Origin of the sequence: Herbaspirillum sp. WGmk3 (assembly GCF_023952535.1) — a bacterium.
GTDB lineage: Bacteria > Pseudomonadota > Gammaproteobacteria > Burkholderiales > Burkholderiaceae_D > Herbaspirillum > Herbaspirillum huttiense.
The window spans coordinates 387062-405887 of record NZ_JAKYWT010000003.1; the positions used below are offsets into that span (position 1 = coordinate 387062).

Sequence of the window (18826 nt, forward strand, 5' to 3'; positions counted from 1 at the left end):
ATTCCGTAAACTATTTACAGGTTCGGCGCCAGCCAGCGCTCCACCTCTTCCTTGGGCACATGGCGGCGCTCTGCCATATCCACCACCTGGTCTTCGCCGATCTTGCCGACCACGAAGTACTTCGACTGCGGATGCGCGAAGTAGAAGCCCGACACCGAGGCGCCGGGGAACATGGCGTAAGACTCGGTCAACTGCATGCCGATCTCGTCGCACTGCATGACACGGAAAGCCTCAGCCTTGACGGTGTGCTCCGGGCAAGCCGGATAGCCGGGGGCGGGACGGATGCCGAGATATTTTTCCTTGATGAGATCGGTGCTGCTCAGGTTCTCATCAGCGGCATAGCCCCACAGGTCCTTGCGCACGCGCTCATGCAGGTATTCGGCAAAGGCTTCGGCCAGGCGGTCCGCCAGGGCCTTGAGCATGATCGAGGAGTAATCGTCGTGCGCATCCTCGAAGCGCTTCTCGTATTTCTCGATACCCAGGCCGGCGGTCACGGCAAACATGCCGATGTAATCCTGCACGCCCGATGCCTTGGGCGCGATGAAGTCAGACAGGCACTGGTTGGGACGCGCCACGCCATCCACCACCGGCTTCTCGCTCTGCTGGCGCAGGCCGTAATAGGTGAAGGCCACCTGGCTGCGGCTGTCGTCGGTGTAGATCTCGATATCGTCGTCGTTGACGGTGTTGGCCGGCAAGAGCGAGATGACGCCATTGGCGGTGAGCCAGCGGCCATCGATGATCTTCTTCAACATGGCCTGGGCTTCCTGGAAGACCTTGGTCGCCGCTTCGCCCACGACTTCATCGGTGAGGATGGCAGGATAAGGACCAGCCAGGTCCCAGGTCTGGAAGAACGGACCCCAGTCGATGTAGTTGGCCAGCAAACCCAGGTCCACATTCTTGAACAGGCGGCGGCCGATAAACTTCGGCTTGACCGGTGCGAATTCCAGCTTGGTCTTGTTGGCGCGGGCCGCTGCCAGCGGCAGCATGGGCGCGGCCTTCTTGCTGGCGTGCTGTTCGCGGATGCGTTCGTAGTCGGCGTTGAGGTCGGCCACGTACTGCGTCTTCTGCTCGTCGGCCAGCAGCGACTGTGCCACCGACACGGCACGCGAAGCATCCGGCACGTAGACCACCGGGCCTTCATAGTTGGGAGCGATCTTGACGGCCGTGTGGGCGCGCGAGGTCGTGGCGCCGCCGATCATCAGCGGCATCTTCAGGCCGGCGAAATACGGGTCGCGCTGCATTTCCTTGGCGACGTAGGCCATCTCTTCCAGCGACGGGGTGATCAGGCCGGAGAGGCCGATGATGTCTGCCTTCTCTTCCTTGGCCTTGGCCAGGATCTCGGCGCAGGGCACCATCACGCCCATGTTGACGACCTCGAAGTTGTTGCACTGGAGGACGACGGTGACGATGTTCTTGCCGATGTCGTGCACGTCGCCCTTGACGGTGGCAATGACGATCTTGCCCTTGGGCTTGGCGACTTCGCCGGTGGCGATTTCGAGCTGGCGCTTCTCTTCTTCGATGAAGGGGATCAGGTGCGCCACGGCCTGCTTCATCACGCGCGCCGACTTGACCACCTGCGGCAGGAACATCTTGCCCTGGCCGAACAGGTCACCGACCACGTTCATGCCATCCATCAGCGGACCTTCAATCACGTGGATGGGGCGGCCGCCATCGGCGGCGACCTGCTGGCGCACCTCTTCGGTGTCTTCCACGATCCACTGCGTGATGCCGTGCACCAGCGCATGCGAGAGGCGCTTGGCCACCGGCAGGTTGCGCCATTCCAGGGTGGCTTCTTCCTTCTTGTCGCCAGCCTTCAAGGTGGCAGCGTATTCGATCATGCGCTCGGTGGCATCTTCGCGGCGGTTCAGGACCACGTCTTCCACGCGCTCGCGCAGCTCGGCCGGCAGGTCGTCATAGACGCCGATCATGCCGGCATTGACGATGCCCATGGTCATGCCCGCCTTGATGGCGTGATACAGGAAGACCGTGTGGATCGCTTCGCGCGCCGGGTCGTTGCCGCGGAAGCTGAAGGACACGTTGGAGACACCACCGCTGATCTTGGCGTAGGGCAGGTTCTGGTGGATCCAGCGGGTGGCTTCGATGAAGTCGACCGCGTAGTTGTTGTGTTCCTCGATGCCGGTGGCGACCGCAAAGATGTTGGGGTCGAAGATGATGTCTTCGGGCGGGAAGTCCAGCTTGTCCACCAGCAGGCGATAGGCGCGTTCGCAGATCTCGATCTTGCGGGCGAAGGTATCGGCCTGGCCCACTTCGTCGAAGGCCATGACGATGACGGCGGCGCCATAGCGGCGGCACAGCTTGGCTTCGCGCAGGAATTTCTCCTCGCCTTCCTTCATCGAGATGGAGTTCACGATGGACTTGCCCTGCACGCACTTCAGGCCCGCTTCGATCACCTCCCACTTGGAGGAGTCGATCATGATGGGCACGCGTGCGATGTCGGGTTCGGAGGCGATCAGGTTGAGGAAGCGCGTCATGGCGGCAACCGAATCGAGCATCGCCTCATCCATGTTGATGTCGATGATCTGCGCGCCGTTCTCGACCTGCTGGCGGGCCACTGCCAGGGCCTCGTCGTACTGCTCGTTCAGGATCAGGCGGGCGAAGGCCTTGGAACCGGTGACGTTGGTGCGCTCGCCGACGTTGACGTAGAGCGACTGGTCATTGATGGTGAAGGGCTCCAGGCCCGACAGGCGCATCTCGTGCGTGGGCTCGGGCAGCTTGCGCGGGGCGATGGTGGCCACCGTCTCGGCAATGGCCTTGATGTGCGGCGGCGTGGTGCCGCAGCAGCCACCGGCGACGTTGACGAAACCGCTCTCGGCGAATTCCTTCAACAGGGCCGAGGTGACGTCCGGGGTTTCATCGAAGCCGGTATCGCTCATCGGATTGGGCAGGCCGGCGTTGGGATAGATGCAGACGTAGGTGTCGGCGATCTTGGACAGCTCTTCCGCATAGGGGCGCATCAGGGCCGCACCGAGGGCGCAGTTCAGGCCCACGGTCAGCGGGCGCGCATGGCGGATGGAGTTCCAGAAGGCGGTCACGGTCTGGCCCGACAGGATGCGTCCGGAGGCATCGGTGACGGTGCCCGAGATCATGATGGGCAGGCGCTTGCCACTCTCTTCGAAGAAAGTATCAATGGCGAACAAAGCCGCCTTGCAGTTGAGCGTATCGAAGATGGTCTCGACCAGCAGTACGTCGGCACCGCCTTCGACCAGCGCACGGGTCTGTTCCAGGTAGGCTGCCACCAGCTGATCGAAGGTGACGTTGCGCGCGGCCGGGTCGTTGACGTCCGGCGAGATGGAAGCGGTCTTGGGCGTGGGACCGAGGGCGCCGGCCACGAAGCGCGGCTTGTCCGGGGTCGAGTACTTGTCGCAGGCCGCACGGGCCAGACGCGCCGATTCCACGTTCATCTCGTAGACCAGGTGCGCCATGTGGTAATCGTCCTGAGCCACGCTGGTGGCACCGAAGGTATTGGTCTCGATCAGGTCGGCACCGGCGGCCAGGTATTGCTCGTGGATTTCCTGGATGATGTGCGGCTGGGTCAGCGAGAGCAGCTCGTTGTTGCCCTTGACGAACAGGTCCTTGCCGGGAACGCTGAAGTCGGCGAAACGCTGGCCGCGATAATCCTCTTCGGTCAGCTTGTAGCGCTGGATCATGGTGCCCATCGCACCATCGAGGATGAGGATGCGCTGCGACATCAGGTCGCGCAGCAGCAATTCGGTCTGGCACAGTTCGTTCGGCTTCATCTGGCGTTTTTCTCTGGTAACGGCAACAATGCGAGGCCTGATCCCGCGCGCAAGCGCGCTGCGGATAAAAAAACCGGCCAGAAAAGGACCGGTTCATCAGGCAAAAAGTGAACCCGATTATACGCCAAAGCACCCTCCTCCCGCCTCCCGGCAGGCTTTGCGGGCGGGGCTTGGTTGCAGAATGTTAACTATTTACATCCATGCCCGATCACCCGCCCATCCTCATTCTGACCGCCCTGGAAAATGAACTCGATGCCACCGCCGCCCCGGCGGGGGTGCAGGTGGTCTATTGCGGCGTGGGCAAGGTCAATGCCGCCCTGCATGCGACCCAGGCCATCCTGACCCATCGCCCGCGCGCACTCATCAATTTCGGCACGGCCGGCAAGATCGATCCGGGGCACGACGGGCTGCTGGAAGTGGCGGCCGTCATCCAGCGCGACATGGCGGCCATGCCGCTGGCACCGCGTGGAGTGACGCCATTGATGAACCAGGAGCAACAGCCGGCGCGCCTGGAGTCCGGCTATCCCGGCGTGCTGTGCGGCACCGGCGACAGCTTCGTGACGGCAGCCGACGACTGGCTGCTGGAACAGAAGGTCGATCTGGTGGATATGGAATTGTTTGCCATCGCCCGCGTGTGCCGGCACTTTGGCTTGCCGTGGCGGGCTTTCAAGTTCATCACCGATGGGGCCGATGACGATGCGGCCGATGACTGGCAGGCGCGCGTGCATCTGGGCGAGGAGTTGTTCTGGCGGCATCTGCCGCTGGTGCTCAGGCAGTTCGAGGAAGAACAGGCGCGTTGATTCGCGCAGGCATTCAGGCGCGACGGGAGGACTTAGTTCGCGCCTGAACCAAAGTCCTCATGCCTGCCAGAAGGTGGTCGCAGCGCTCAGGCGAAGCGGCCGCCTTCCAGCGGGAATCCCTTCAGGAATTCTGCCGCCGGCAGGCGCTTGCCGCCCGGCTTCTGCAGTTCCGTCAGCAGCAATGCGCCTTCACCGCAAGCCACCACGATGCCAGCCTGGGCATCGGCCGACAGCACCTGGCCCGGTTCCCCCTGCTGCGCCACCTTGACCGGACGCGCCTGCCACAGCTTGACCAAGGTATCGCCGAAGCGGCCCGTTGCGCCGGGGAAGGGGTTGAAGGCGCGGATGCGGCGGGCCAGTTGGTCGGCGCTCTGGGTGAAGTCGAGCGCGGCCTCTTCCTTGGCGATCTTGGCGGCGTAGTTCGCGCCCTCTTCCGGCTGCGGCGTGGCCGGCAACGTGCCCTGTTCCAGCCTCGCAATCGCTTCCACGATCATCTTGCCGCCCAGCGCGGCCAGCTTGTCATGCAGGCTGCCGGTGGTGTCGTCCTCAGCAATGGGGACGCTTTCGATCAGCATCATGGGGCCGGTGTCGAGACCCTCTTCCATCTGCATGATGGTGATGCCGGTCTCGGTGTCACCGGCCTCGATGGCGCGATGGATGGGGGCGGCACCGCGCCAGCGCGGCAGCAGCGAGCCGTGGATGTTGATGCAGCCCAGGCGCGGGATGTCGAGCACGCTGCGCGGCAGGATCAGGCCATAGGCAGCCACCACCATCACGTCATGCGGGGTCGATTGCAGCAGGGCGTGGGCTTCCTGTGCCACTTCCGGATATTTGCCGTTCAGGCGCAGGGAGACCGGCTGCGCCACGGGCGTACCGTGCTTGATCGCGCACTGCTTCACGGGTGAGGCCTGCAGCTGCATGCCGCGTCCGGCGGGGCGGTCGGGCTGGGTCAGCACCAGCGTGATCTCGTGACCGGCAGCGTACAGCGCTTCTAGCGCGACGGCGGCGAATTCCGGCGTGCCGGCAAAAATGATCTTCATGAAAAACTCCAGGGGCGGCCGCAGCCGCCAGATTTACAGATTGCGTTTCTTGTGGGGCGCGCGGGCGAAGGCGATATCGTACAGCCAGTTCGGCAGCAGCCGCAGCAGCTTGGCCACCACTCCCATCTGCCACGGGATGACGCGATAGCTCACGCCCTCGGCGATGCTCTCGACGGCACGCTCGGCAAAGCGCTCCACGGGCATCAGGAAAGGCATCGGATAGGTGTTCACGCGGGTCATCGGGGTATCGATGTAGCCCGGCGCAATGGTCACGACCTTGATGCCCGAAGAGCGCAGCTCCACCCGCAGCGATTCGCAGTAGCTGATGACGGCCGACTTGGAAGCGCTGTAGGCCCCCGCCCCCGGCAAGCCGCGAATGCCGGCCACGCTGCCGATGCCGACCAGACGGCAGCGATTGCGCTGCGCGGGCGGCGCGGCCTTCATGCGGGCCACGAAGGGCGTGAAGGTGGCAAAGGTGGCCGTGACGTTGACGGCCAGGATGCGTTCGAAGGCCGGCAGGTCTTCCTGATATTCGGTCAGCGTGCCTTGCGAGATGCCGGCGTTGGCAATGACCACGTCTGCCCCGCCGAACTCGGCCAGGAAGGCTTCGGCGGCGGCGGCCAGGGCCGCATGGTCGGTCACGTCGAGGGCATAGACGCGGTGCCGCTCCGGATGCGGCAGGCTGGCGCGCAGGGCTTCCAGCTCGGCCGTGCGGCGCGCGACCAGGCCGAGGATGGCGCCACGGCGGGCGTAGGCTTGCGCCAGGGCCATGCCGATACCGCTGGAGGCGCCGGTCAGGAACACGCGTTCCTGGGCTGCAACGACGAGAGGGTTGGCCATGCCTGCTCCTGAGGTGAGTTGAAGGTTTAGGTAATTTCTGCTGCCCAAATGACAACGGTCCGCGGCCTTGCGGACGCGGACCGTGTGGAACGGGTGAAGCTTATTTCTTTTTCGCGGGGGTGCTGCCAGCGGCCTTTTCAGCAGCCACCTTGGCCACCAGGTGATCCATCACCTGCAGGGCGGCGGCTTGCTGCATCGATTCCGGCTGGTTGGCCAGGGCCACGCCGACCACGGCCGGCGAAGTCACGTAACGGCCATCGATGGCGATCATGGGCACGCCGTCGACCTTGTAGGCTTCCTGCAGCTGGGCCGCGCGGCGGGCCTTGGTCTGCACGCCAAAGGAATTGTACAGATCGAGGAATTTCTGCTTGTCCAGGCCGATCTTCTCGATGTAGGCCAGGATGGTCTTGTCGGTGTTGATGCGCTGGTTTTCCACGTGGATGGCCTGGAAGATCTTGGGGGTCAGTTCATCGGCCTTGCCCATGGCTTCCAGCGTGTAGTAGAGCTTCTGCTGCGGCACGAAGCTGTCGCGGAAGGCCACCGGCACTTTCTTGAAGCTGATCTTGTCGCCCTGCTTCTTGACCCACGCCGTCAGCGACGGATCCCAGGCCGCGCAGTGCGGGCAGTCGAACCAGAAAAATTCGGTGACTTCGACCTTGTTGCCGGAGTCGGTCGGCTGGGCCTGCTCCAGCACACGGTAGTCGCTGCCCACTTGCGGATTGGCCGGCGAGGCCGAAGCGCCAACGCTGGCGGTGACAGCCAGTACGCCGAAGCTGACCGCAGCCAGCAGCTTTTGATGGAAACGCATGGTATTACCCTCTCTGATGGATAGTCGGCGGAATCGGCCTGGGGCCGTTCCAAGCCCGTCGTGCCGGTCGGTTATCCCCTGCCGCCGGCATCCACGGTGCGATCTGTTTATTTGGGGATGCGCACGATGGCGGCATCGACCCCGTTATCGGACAGCTTGCTGCGCGTGCGGTTCATCGACTCCGCATGCTCGAAGGGACCGATGCGCACGCGGTAAAGCACGCCACTGTCTGCCGTGCGTTCGGTGACCTTGGCCTCGAAGCCCAGCAGGGCCAGCTTGGCGCGGGCACTTTCGGCATCGGCCTGGTCGCGGAAGGCACCGGTCTGCAGGAAGTAAGTCCACTTGTCGTCGTTGGTGTCGTTCTTGGCGGCCGGGGTCGCAGGCGTGGTGGCCGAGGGCTTGGCGTCAGCCGTCTTGGTCTCCGGCTTGGACGGTGCCGGGGTGGGCTGCGGCGTAGGGGCCACTGGCGGCACCGGTTGCGCGGCGGCCGTATTGGGCGGCACCGGCGTCTGCGACTGCTGCTGGTCGCGCGCTGCTTCGCGGGCGATGTCGCGGTTGCCGTAGAGCGGACGGTTGGGATCGGCCGCCTGGGCCGGTGTCGGGTCGGCGCGCTCGGGGCGCGTCACCTTGTTGACGAAGGGGATGGGCGACTTGGTGATCATCAGTGCCACACCCACGGCGATCCCAAGGCCGACGATCAAACCCAGGATCAGGCCGAGCAGCGTACCGCCGGCCTGCTTGTGATATTTCGCGTTCAACGGTTTCACGTTTCTCTTTAGCTGCTTGTTTTACATTCTGGCCGGAGCCGATACGCCCAACAATGCCAGGCCGTTGCGCAGCACCTGGCGGGTGGCGGACAACAGCGCCAGGCGTGCAGACCTGGTTGGGACATCGTCGACCAGCACGCGTTCCGCATTGTAGTAGCTATGCAGTTCGCCTGCCAGATCGCGCAGGTAGAAGGCCACCTGGTGCGGTCCCAGTTCCTGCAGGGCATGGGCCAGCATGTCCGGATACTCGGCCAGCTTGGCCAAGAGCGACGCTTCGCGCGGGGCGGTCAGCAGCGACAGGTCGGCCGTGGTCTTGAGCGCTTCTTCATCCACGCCCGACTTGCCCAGCACGGTGCAGATGCGGGCATGGGCGTACTGGACGTAGTAGACCGGGTTTTCATCGGACTGCGCCAGGGCCAGGTCGACGTCGAAGACGAACTCGGTATCGGCCTTGCGCGAGATCAGGAAGAAGCGCACCGCATCGCGGCCGCGCGTGAGATCACGTTCCTGGCCCTCGACCGCTTCGCCGGCCGACCATTCGATCAGGTCGCGCAGGGTGACGTAGGAACCGGCGCGCTTGGAGATCTTGACCTCTTCGCCATTGCGCATGACGGTGACCATCTTGTGCAGCACGTAGTCGGGATAGCCCTGCGGGATGCCCACGCCGGCAGCCTGCAGGCCGGCGCGCACGCGGGCGATGGTGCCGTGGTGGTCGCTGCCCTGGATGTTGATGACCTTGCCGTAGCCGCGTTGCCACTTGTTGATGTGATAGGCCACGTCCGGCACGAAGTAGGTGTAGGTGCCGTCGGTCTTCTTCATGACGCGATCCTTGTCGTCGCCATAGTCGGTGGTGCGCAGCCAGAGCGCGCCATCCTGCTCGTAGGTCTTGCCGGCGGCAATGAGCGCCTCCACGGCGGCGGCCACCTTGCCGTCGGCGTAGAGCGAGGACTCCAGGTAGTAATTGTCGAACTTCACGCCGAAGGCCTGCAGGTCCAGGTCCTGCTCGTGGCGCAGGTAGGCCACGGCGAAGCGGCGGATCGATTCCATGTCTTCCACATCGCCGCTGCCGGTGACGGGTTCGCCATCGCTGGCCGAGACGGTTTTCTTGTCGAGGAAGTCGCGGGCGATGTCGGCGATGTAGTCGCCGTTGTAGGCCGACTCGGGCCATTCGGCGTCACCCGGCTTGAAGCCGCGCGCACGCGCCTGCACCGAGGTGGCCAGCGTGGCGATCTGCACGCCGGCATCGTTGTAGTAGAACTCGCGCAGCACGTCATAGCCTTGGGCTTCCAGCAGCGAGGACAGCGCATCACCCAGCGCGCCCTGGCGGCCATGGCCCACGTGCAGCGGACCGGTGGGGTTGGCCGAGACGAACTCGACCAGCACCTTCTTGCCAGCGCCCAGGCTGCCACGGCCGAAAGCCTCGCCCTGTTCGTGGATCACCTTGACCACCGCCTGCTTGGCGGCAGCCGCCACGCGGAGGTTGATGAAGCCGGGGCCGGCGATCTCGACCGACTCCACCAGGCCTTCACGCGCCGGGTCGGCCATGACGGCGGCCACGATGGCTTGCGCCAGCTCGCGCGGGTTCTTCTTGAGCGGCTTGGCCAGCTGCATGGCGATGTTGCAGGCGATGTCGCCGTGCGAGGCATCGCGCGGACGCTCCAGGGTGATGGTCGGGGTCAGGCCGCTATCAGCCAGCAGCGGCTGCAAGGCGGACGAGAACAGGTCGGAGATGCGTTGTTTCTGTTGTGCGAGCATGGGAATGAGGGGTAAAGCGGAAGCGGCCGAGGCGCTGGTCTGGCAGGCTGCGCCGCGCGGAGGGATCGCTTGCAATTGGTTGAGCAGCCGAGATTATACCGGCTAGGCGCACCATGTTGGCTGCCCGAGCAAGCAGCTTGCACACAGGCAAGCTCTCTGTTCCATAAAGATGGCGCAATCACAACAAAGCGTGCAGCCTCACTTGGAAGCGCTTAGGTCAATTTTGCAACAAACTTCACCGGGCATTTCACGATGCGCCGGGGGCCCGCCTGCGGCCGGGCTGCCTTCATATATCGACCGGATCGACCTCAAGCGACCAGCGCACCCGCGTCTTCAGTTGCCGCAACTCGGCCAGCCAGTGCTTGAGGAAGCCTTGCAGCGCCGGGCGTGATGGACATTCGATGAGCAACTGCGCCCGCTCCACGTTGGCCACCCGCATCATGGTCATGGGGATCGGTTCGTTGATGGTGATGGCGGGGGCGTCCAACAGGGCGGCGGCCTCCTTCAGGAAACCCATGGCCGTATCCAGCTCGCGCGCCTCGGCGCGCAGCAGGGCCTGGTACATGAAGGGCGGGAAATGGGCCTGGCGGCGCTCGTCCAGCAGGTCGCCGGCAAAGCCGTCGTAATCGTGGCGCATCACGGCCTGATACAGCGGGTGATGCGGATAGCGGGTCTGGATGAGCACCTCGCCCGAGCTGCCATCCGCGGACAGCCCGGCCCGTCCGGCGCGGCCGGCAACCTGCATCAACTGGGCAAAGAGCCGTTCGCTGGCGCGGTAGTCGTGCGAGAACAGCGCCGTATCGGGATTGAGCACGCCCACCAGCGTGAGTTTTTTGAAGTCGTGTCCCTTGGCCACCATCTGGGTGCCGACCAGGATATCCACCTCGCCCCGGTGCACGCTGTCGAAGGCGCTCTGGGCCGAGCCCTTCAGGCGGGTCGAATCGGCATCGATGCGCAACACGCGCGCGCCGGGGAAAATCGCCCCCAATCCCTCCTCCACCCGCTGGGTGCCGCGCCCCAAGGGCTGCAGGTCGACGTTGCCGCAGGTCGGGCAGGCGCGCGGGATGGCCAGTTCCAGGCTGCAATGGTGGCAGCGCAGGCGGCGCTCGGGCCGGTGCACCACCATGAAGGCATCGCAGCGCATGCAGTTGCTGATCCAGCCGCAGGCATCGCAGGCCAGCACCGGCGCATAGCCGCGGCGGTTCAGGAACAGCAGCGACTGCTCGCCCTGCTCCAGGCGCTTGCGCACGGCGGCGATCAGGCCGGCGGTGAGGCCGTCGACGGGCTTGTCGCGCTCCATGTCGATCACCTTGACGGTGGGCAGCACCGCCTGCTGGGCTGCGCGCTGGCGCAGTTCCAGGCGGCGGTAGCGGCCGGCCTGGGCGTGATGCCAGGTTTCCAGCGAGGGCGTGGCCGAGCCCAGCACCACGGGAATACCGAGCTGGTGCGCGCGCCACACCGCCAGGTCGCGCGCGGAATAGCGCAGTCCTTCCTGCTGCTTGTAGGAGGGATCGTGTTCCTCGTCGATGACGATGAGCTTCAGGGATGGCAGCGAAGACAGGATCGCCAGCCGCGTGCCCAGCACGATGTGAGCCTGGCCCAAGTGCGCGGCCAGCCAGTTGCGGGCGCGCTCGCCCTCGGCCAGTCCGCTGTGCAGCGCCACCACGTTCAGGTGCGGGAAGCGTGCGCGGATGTTGCCTTCCAGTTGCGGGGTCAGGTTGATTTCGGGCACCAGCACCAGGATCTGCGCGGGGGCCGGGGCGGGCTGGCCAGGGTCGGCCGTGCCGGTGGGCGCTTCCTTGTTGCCCTGTGCCGCCTCATCGGCCGCACGGCGCAGGATGGTGGCGGCGGCTTGCAGGTAGACCTCGGTCTTGCCGCTGCCGGTGACCCCGTACAGCAGCAACGGCGCGAATCCCGTGGCACCGGCGATGGCGTCCACGGCCTGCTGCTGGGCCGGGTTCAGGGGCGGTGCCTCACCCAGCTCGAGCGGATCGGGTGCAGCCTGCAGGCCGGGTTCTGCTGCCTCGGCGGTGATCGCTTCAGCCTCGGCGCGGGTCTTGCGGCGCGCCTTGGTCTTCTTGGGCGCGACCAGACGGCCCAGGGCCTTGAGCGCCTTGTCCAGCGCCACGGTGGTCAGGGCGCGCAGGTTCTTGGGCAGCCCCGGCAGCATCACCTCGCCCAGCGGGCGCTGGTAGTAGTCGGCCGCGAAGCCGCACAGCGCCAGCCAGTGCGCCGACATCGGCGGCAACTGGTGGCGCACGGCAATGACGTCCTTGATCTTGTCGGCCTGCAAGTCGGTCTGATCCGCATGGCCGACCACCACCCCTACGGCTTCACGGCGGCCAAACGGCACCACCACCAGCTGGCCGATGGCCGGCATGGGCTCCGCCGGCGTGGCCGGCTGCCAGCGGTAATCGAAGACGGTATGCAGGGGCGTATCGAGCGCCACCTGGAGCAGGCGTTGTTCCACGAACTTAAAGTCAATCCTGAAAAACCGGGCTAAGCCCCGGTTTCATCGTCATTTTTGGACCTATCCACATACGCTGTGGATAACTTTGGGGACAAGTGCCACTTGACATCGCCCCGCGCAGGCTGGCTGCGGCTTGCGATGCGTTGCCCAAATCGAGGGCAAAAAATTAAGCCAATGAAATCAATGACTTGCATCCGAGGCTTCAAGCACGAAAAATATTTTTGCATGGAAGCTTTGCGCATGGCGCTGGTGCTTCCTGTGTGCATAAGTCTGCACCAAGGGGCAATGTGCCCAGCGTTTGTCAAGTCCTGACCGACAGAATTTTGTCGGCTTTGGCCGGCAGGCCGTTATCTCACTGTCCTACAAACTTAAAGTAAACCTTCAAAGATTTCGATAAGCAGCGGTTTTGTAAACGCTTTTGGGTCTTATACACAGCGTCTGTGGATAACTTTGTGGGCAACTGCCTATTGACAAGCTCGCAAGCCACGGCCAGTGCATCTTTCAGCAAAAATGCCTCTGCAAGCCAAAAAATTAAACCCAATAAAATCAATGGGTTACAAAGGAGCCCTCTGCGCAATCCTTCATATTCAAATAAATTTGATTCTCAGTCAAAAATTCTGCCTGTATGTGCATAAGTCCCTCGCCAGTGGCACGAATGTGCATATGGACTTGGCAAACTGCACAAATACGAAAAGATAACGACAGATACGCGCACGTTCAACCGCGCAGCGAGCGGCTGATCTCGTGCACGGCCTGCGCGAGGGTCGCCACCGCTTCCGGCGGGGTGTGCTGGGAGATGCCGTGGCCCAGGTTGAAGACATGCCCGCTGCCGGCGCCGGGGCGTCCGAAGGACTCCAGCAGCTTGCGCACTTCGGCGCGGATGGCGTCGTCACCGGCAAAGAGCACGTTGGGGTCGAGGTTGCCCTGCAGCGCCACCTTGTCGCCCACGCGACGGCGGGCTTCGCCCAGGTTGACGGTCCAGTCCAGGCCCACGGCATCGGCGCCGATGGCGGCGATCTGCTCCAGCCACAGGCCACCGCCCTTGGTAAAGACGATCACCGGGATCTGCTGGCCATCCTGCTGGCGCTGCAGCTGGCCGACCACCTGCTGCATGTAGGCCAGCGAGAATTGCTGGTAGATGCCATCGGCCAGTGCGCCACCCCAGGTATCGAAGATCATCACGGCCTGCGCACCGGCGGCGATCTGCGCGTTCAGGTAGGCGGCCACGGCATCGGCATTGGTCTTGAGGATGTGATGCATCAGGTCCGGGCGGCGATAGAGCAGGCTCTTGACCAGGCGGAAATCATCCGAGCCGCCGCCTTCGACCATGTAGCAGGCCAGGGTCCAGGGGCTGCCGGAGAAGCCGATCAGGGGCACGCGGCCATCGAGCTCGCGGCGGATCTGGGTGACGGCCTTGAAAACGTAGTCCAGCTTGCCCAGGTCGGGGGCCTGCAGGGCTTGGATGGCCGCCTCGTCGCGCAAGGGGCGCTCGAACTTGGGACCTTCGCCATCGGCGAAATACAGGCCCAGGCCCATGGCGTCCGGCACGGTGAGGATGTCGGAGAAGAGAATGGCGGCGTCCAGCGGATAGCGTTCCAGCGGCTGCAGCGTGACTTCAGTGGCGTAGTCGGGATTGGTGGCCAGGCCCATGAAGGAACCGGCACGGGCGCGCGTGGCGCGGTATTCCGGCAGGTAGCGGCCGGCCTGGCGCATCAGCCACAGCGGCGTGTAGTCGGTGGGCTGGCGCAGCAGCGCACGCAGGAAAGTATCGTTTTTGAGCGGAGCGAAGGTGGACATGGAAGAAGAGGAGGACATGGTCGGCCTGCAATGCGGTCTGACGACAATCCGGCATTATCTCATCCTCCGCGCATGGCTTCCGGCTAATTGTCGCTATCAGCGTGCGCTGATATTGATGCAGGTCGTGGCGCGCGGTTTTGCTATGATCCGATGGCTGTCGCCAGCCGGTCCTTCCAATGAACAAGAAGCGGACCGAATGCAATGCCAACGTCCCTGTCCATCATCATCCACGAGGAGCTTCCATGAAGTCCATCATCCGCACCGCCCTGCTCGCAGGCCTGGCCACCCTGTCGCTTTGCCTGACGCTGTCGGCGGCCCGTGCCGACGACGCCATCCCTGCCTCACGCCTGGACCAGGTCATCAAGGCCGGCAAGCTGCGCATCTGCATGACCGGGGACTACAAGCCCTTCACCTACTATCGTCCCGACCAGACCTTCGAAGGCATGGACGTGGAGCTCGGCCAGTCGCTGGCCAAGTCGCTGGGCGTGGAGGCGCAGTTCGTCAAGACCACCTGGAGCACCCTGATGAATGACTTCATCGCCCAGTGCGACGTGGCCATGGGTGGTGTCTCGATCACCCTGGATCGCGCCCGCCGGGCGGCCTTTTCCGAGGCGGTCATGGTGGATGGAAAAGCGCCCATCATCCGCTGTGCCGACAAGGACAAGTTCCGCAACTTCGACATGATCGACCAGCCCGGCACGCGCGCCATCGTCAACCCGGGCGGCACCAACGAGCGCTTTGCCAAGGCCCGCTACAAGAATGCGACCCTGCTCCAGCATCCGGACAACGTCACCATCTTCCAGCAGATCATCGATGGCAAGGCCGATGTCATGGTCACCGATGCCAGCGAGACCCTGTGGCAATCCAAGCTGCATCCGGAACTGTGCCCGGTGCAGCCTGACCAGCCGCTGCAGTTCGCCGAGAAGGCTTACCTGCTGCCGCGCGGCGATGTCGCCTTCAAGGCCTATGTCGATACCTGGCTGCACCTGGCCAAGGCGACCGGCGAATACCAGCGCATCTTCGACAAGTGGCTGAAGTGATCAAGTAAGGGCCGGTTGACTCGCGCCCGGCCTCAATCGAACTTGAGATCCTTGAGTTCGGGCTTGGGGTCGGGGAAGCGCAGCTTGAGCTTCTGTAGCGTCTCCAGGACCACATTGGCCACCAGCAGGTTGCGGTGGGTCTTGGAGTCGGCCGGCACCACATACCAGGGCGCATGCAGGGTGCTGGTCTGGCGCAGCACCTCCTGGTAGCGCTGCTGGTAGGCATCCCAGAACTTGCGCTCGGCCAGGTCTTGCGGATCGAATTTCCAGTGCTTGTTGGGATCATCGATGCGCGATTGCAGGCGTGATTTCTGCTCGGCCTTGGAAATGTGCAGGAAGAATTTCAACACCACCGTTCCGGTTTCCCACAGCATGCGTTCGAAGTCGTTGATCTGGCGATAGCGGCGCTTGCACTCCTTGTCGTCGATCCAGTCGTGCACGCGGGTGATGAGCACATCCTCGTAATGGCTGCGATTGAAGACGGCAATCTCCCCCGCCACCGGTACCTGCGCATGCACGCGCCAGAGGTAATCGTGTGCCAGTTCGATGGCCGTCGGCCCCTTGAAGTTGGCGATGCGGATGCCCTGCGGATTGACGGCCGCAAAGACGTCATTGACGGTGCCATCCTTGCCGCTGGTATCCATGCCCTGCAGGATCACCAGCACCTTGTGCTTGTGGCCGGCGTAGAGCATCTGCTGCTGCAGGCCGATCTCGGCTGCCAGGCGCTGCACGGTGGCGCGGTCGGTTTCCTTGTCGCCGCTGGAGAGCGGCTTGGTGGAGGCTTCACTTTCCTTCAGGACGAACTTGGGATGGACGATGAATTGCGGGCCGATTTTCTTTGCCATGCTGTCTCGCTTTTTTCGTTATAAATCATTTCCGGTTGGGACCGGTGACGTCTTACAACACGCCGTGGGATTGGCCCATGGCGTGTTCGATCTTGATGCACTTGTCCATGACTACCTTCAGCCCGGCGGCACGGGCGCGCGCCGCCGCTTCTTCGTGGACGATGTCGAGTTGCATCCAGACGCATTCGGCGCCGATCGCAATGGCCTCCTCCACCACCGGCGGGATGTCGGCCGACTTGCGGAAGCAATCGACGATGGAGATGCGCAAGCCGTCGCTGGCCAAGGCCGCGCTGGCGTCCTGCAGGCTGGCGTGGCAGTGTTCGCCGAGGATGGTCTGGCCAGCGTACATGGGATTGACGGCCACGATGCGATAGCCCGCTGACTGCATGTAGGCCGCCACGTCGAAACTGGCGCGCTCGGGGCGATTGGAGAGACCGACCACGGCAATGATGGGCTTGCCGTGCTGGCGCGGGCTGGCCGTGGAAGAGGATGCGGAAGATGCGGGTACAGCTGGCGACATGAGGGCTCCTGTCCGGCTGGTTTGAAAGGGGCGAATGCTTTAAATGATCTGGCTGGAAGGAATTGGTTCTTTTCTTCACCATCCGGGCACTTTACCCGAGGATGGCAGTGGCCGCAGCGCCAGTGGACGCGGCATTGGGGAAGGTTTGATGCAGATTGTTTCAAAGTGCCAGAAACCGGCAGGCCTGGTCAGCTCGGCAATCACTGTGAGCCCGGGGAGCGGCCAAAGGAAGGCCGGTCTGAGCGGATCGAGCGCGCATGAAAAAAGGCAGCCGAAGCTGCCTTTTCACGTACTGCATTCCTGCGGTAATACTGTGCTGCTGTGCTGCTGTGCTGTTGTGCTACCGGACCAGGCGTGCTTCGCAAGGAAGAACGCCGCTGCCGATCAGCGCTTCTGACGCAACTTCTGGATCGCGGCCAGCTGTGCCACTGCGGCGGCCAGTTCGGCCTGGGCTGCGGCGTGGTCGATCTTGGAGTCACGGTTCACCAGCGCTTCCTCGGCCAGACGCTTGGCTTCGGCGGCCTTGGCTTCGTCCAGGTCGGCACCACGGATGGCGGTGTCGGCCAGCACGGTCACGGCGTCGGGCTGCACTTCCAGCAGACCGCCGGCCACGAACACGAATTCCTCGTGCGCCTGGCCCGCGACCTTGATACGGACAGCACCTGGCTTGATGCGCGTGATCAGCGGGGTGTGACGGGGATAGATACCCAGTTCACCCGCTTCGCCCGGCAACGCGACGAATTCTGCCTCGCCGGAGAAGATTTCCTCTTCCGCCGAGACCACGTCCACGTGAATAGTATGTGCCATGTCGTTTCCTAGTCGATGGACCGCTCCTGCGAACAGGAGCGGCGCCAATGAATCAATGTGTACTTACCTGCCGCCACCGGAGCGGGCTATGCACCCGCTGCCTGCGACGGCATGGCCAGTCTTAGTTGATCTTCTTGGCCTTTTCGATTGCTTCGTCGATGGTACCGACCATGTAGAACGCTTGTTCCGGCAGGTGGTCCAGTTCGCCGCTGGCGATCATCTTGAAGCCCTTGATCGTGTCCTTCAGCGAAACGTACTTGCCCGGGGAACCGGTGAACACTTCGGCGACGTGGAAGGGCTGCGACAGGAAACGTTGCATCTTGCGAGCACGGGCGACGATCAGCTTGTCTTCCGGTGCCAGTTCGTCCATGCCCAGAATCGCGATGATGTCGCGCAGTTCCTTGTAGCGCTGCAGGGTACCCTGGACCGCACGGGCGGTCTCGTAGTGTTCCTGGCCGACCACTTGCGGGTCCAGCTGGCGCGAGGTCGAGTCCAGCGGATCGACGGCGGGGTAGATACCCAGCGAGGCGATGTCACGCGACAGAACGACGGTCGAGTCCAAGTGGGCGAAGGTGGTTGCCGGCGACGGGTCGGTCAAGTCATCCGCAGGGACGTACACGGCCTGGATCGAGGTGATCGAGCCAGTCTTGGTCGAGGTGATACGCTCTTGCAGGCGGCCCATTTCTTCGGCCAGCGTCGGCTGGTAGCCCACGGCCGAAGGCATACGGCCCAGCAGCGCGGACACTTCGGTACCGGCCAGGGTGTAACGGTAGATGTTGTCGACGAAGAACAGCACGTCCTTGCCTTCATCACGGAAACCTTCCGCGATGGTCAGGCCGGTCAGCGCCACGCGCAGACGGTTGCCCGGCGGTTCGTTCATCTGGCCGTAGACCATGGCGACCTTGGAGTTGGTCGGGTTTTCCAGGTCCACCACCTTGGCTTCTGCCATTTCGTGGTAGAAGTCGTTACCTTCACGGGTACGCTCACCAACACCGGCGAACACGGACAGACCGCTGTGCGCCTTGGCGATGTTGTTGATCAGTTCCATCATGTTCACGGTCTTGCCCACACCGGCGCCACCGAACAGACCAACCTTACCACCCTTGGCGAACGGGCAAACCAGGTCAATGACCTTGATGCCGGTTTCCAGCAGCTCTTGCGAGGGCGACAGTTCGTCGTACGCGGGAGCCTTGCGGTGGATCGAAGCGGTTTGCTCGTGCGAGACCGGACCGCATTCGTCGATCGGGTTGCCCAGCACGTCCATGATGCGACCCAGGGTCGCGGTACCGACGGGCACGGTGATCGGCTTGCCGGTGTTCGAGATGGTCAGGCCGCGGCGCAGACCGTCCGACGAACCGAGCGCAATGGTACGAACCACGCCGTCGCCCAGCTGCTGCTGGACTTCCAGGGTCAGATCCGAACCTTCCAATTTCAAGGCATCGTAAACCTTGGGCATCGCATCGCGCGGAAACTCCACGTCCACCACAGCGCCGATACACTGAACGATTTTGCCATCAGCCATTTTCGTTCCTTCAATAGATAAAATTTAAATTCTGTTTCGCTACGCTACGCCAGCTGA

15 protein-coding genes are annotated in these 18826 nt (G+C 63.5%); 3 read left to right on the forward strand and 12 right to left on the reverse strand.

What is annotated here, in order from left to right; all coding sequences use genetic code 11:
• Window positions 1-14: 14 nt before the first annotated feature.
• Complete coding sequence (metH, locus tag MKD49_RS13755; RefSeq protein WP_252696558.1) at window positions 15-3758, reverse strand: methionine synthase; 3744 nt, start codon at window positions 3756-3758, stop codon at window positions 15-17.
• Between the two features lie 200 nt (window positions 3759-3958).
• Between metH and MKD49_RS13760 the strand changes: the two genes are divergently transcribed.
• Window positions 3959-4558, forward strand: coding sequence for a 5'-methylthioadenosine nucleosidase (locus MKD49_RS13760; RefSeq protein ID WP_252696559.1), 600 nt, complete (start codon window positions 3959-3961; stop codon window positions 4556-4558).
• A gap of 86 nt (window positions 4559-4644) precedes the next feature.
• On the opposite strand, the gene fmt is transcribed toward MKD49_RS13760, so the two are convergent.
• From fmt to hemE, 7 genes are all read right to left on the reverse strand, one after another.
• Complete coding sequence (fmt, locus tag MKD49_RS13765) at window positions 4645-5598, reverse strand: methionyl-tRNA formyltransferase (protein ID WP_252696560.1); 954 nt, start codon at window positions 5596-5598, stop codon at window positions 4645-4647.
• A gap of 33 nt (window positions 5599-5631) precedes the next feature.
• Window positions 5632-6438: an SDR family oxidoreductase gene (locus MKD49_RS13770; protein ID WP_121040730.1), complete on the reverse strand. Its 807-nt coding sequence runs from the start codon at window positions 6436-6438 to the stop codon at window positions 5632-5634.
• A 100-nt stretch (window positions 6439-6538) separates the two neighbouring features.
• Window positions 6539-7246 (reverse strand): thiol:disulfide interchange protein DsbA/DsbL, encoded by a 708-nt coding sequence (locus MKD49_RS13775; protein ID WP_252696561.1) that lies wholly within the window; start codon window positions 7244-7246, stop codon window positions 6539-6541.
• 107 nt (window positions 7247-7353) lie between these two features.
• Window positions 7354-8013 (reverse strand): SPOR domain-containing protein, encoded by a 660-nt coding sequence (locus MKD49_RS13780; RefSeq protein ID WP_121040734.1) that lies wholly within the window; start codon window positions 8011-8013, stop codon window positions 7354-7356.
• Between the two features lie 21 nt (window positions 8014-8034).
• Window positions 8035-9768, reverse strand: coding sequence for an arginine--tRNA ligase (argS, locus tag MKD49_RS13785; RefSeq protein ID WP_134137043.1), 1734 nt, complete (start codon window positions 9766-9768; stop codon window positions 8035-8037).
• A gap of 286 nt (window positions 9769-10054) precedes the next feature.
• The gene (locus MKD49_RS13790; protein ID WP_252696562.1) at window positions 10055-12238 is read right to left on the reverse strand and encodes a primosomal protein N'; all 2184 of its coding nucleotides are present in this window, start codon (window positions 12236-12238) and stop codon (window positions 10055-10057) included.
• A gap of 717 nt (window positions 12239-12955) precedes the next feature.
• Complete coding sequence (gene hemE / locus MKD49_RS13795) at window positions 12956-14053, reverse strand: uroporphyrinogen decarboxylase (RefSeq protein ID WP_252696563.1); 1098 nt, start codon at window positions 14051-14053, stop codon at window positions 12956-12958.
• Between the two features lie 224 nt (window positions 14054-14277).
• Here hemE and MKD49_RS13800 point away from each other — a divergent pair, with 224 nt between their 5' ends.
• Window positions 14278-15075, forward strand: a complete 798-nt coding sequence (locus MKD49_RS13800; protein ID WP_121040742.1) for a transporter substrate-binding domain-containing protein — start codon at window positions 14278-14280, stop codon at window positions 15073-15075.
• A 32-nt stretch (window positions 15076-15107) separates the two neighbouring features.
• Here MKD49_RS13800 and MKD49_RS13805 read toward each other — a convergent pair whose 3' ends face one another.
• Both MKD49_RS13805 and MKD49_RS13810 read right to left on the reverse strand, forming a co-directional pair.
• Window positions 15108-15920 (reverse strand): polyphosphate kinase 2 family protein, encoded by an 813-nt coding sequence (locus tag MKD49_RS13805; RefSeq protein ID WP_034330975.1) that lies wholly within the window; start codon window positions 15918-15920, stop codon window positions 15108-15110.
• A gap of 52 nt (window positions 15921-15972) precedes the next feature.
• A complete protein-coding gene (locus MKD49_RS13810; protein ID WP_252696564.1) occupies window positions 15973-16440 on the reverse strand; it encodes a CoA-binding protein in 468 nt (155 codons plus the stop codon).
• Between the two features lie 43 nt (window positions 16441-16483).
• Between MKD49_RS13810 and MKD49_RS13815 the strand changes: the two genes are divergently transcribed.
• A complete protein-coding gene (locus MKD49_RS13815; protein ID WP_252696565.1) occupies window positions 16484-16837 on the forward strand; it encodes a hypothetical protein in 354 nt (117 codons plus the stop codon).
• On the opposite strand, the gene MKD49_RS13820 is transcribed toward MKD49_RS13815, so the two are convergent.
• Window positions 16825-17247, reverse strand: coding sequence for a F0F1 ATP synthase subunit epsilon (locus tag MKD49_RS13820; protein WP_008332978.1), 423 nt, complete (start codon window positions 17245-17247; stop codon window positions 16825-16827). The genes MKD49_RS13815 and MKD49_RS13820 overlap by 13 nt on opposite strands.
• 121 nt (window positions 17248-17368) lie before the next feature.
• Window positions 17369-18769 carry a F0F1 ATP synthase subunit beta gene (gene atpD / locus MKD49_RS13825; RefSeq protein WP_008332979.1) on the reverse strand — a complete coding sequence of 467 codons (1401 nt, stop codon included), beginning with the start codon at window positions 18767-18769 and terminating at the stop codon, window positions 17369-17371.
• Window positions 18770-18826 lie beyond the last annotated feature (57 nt).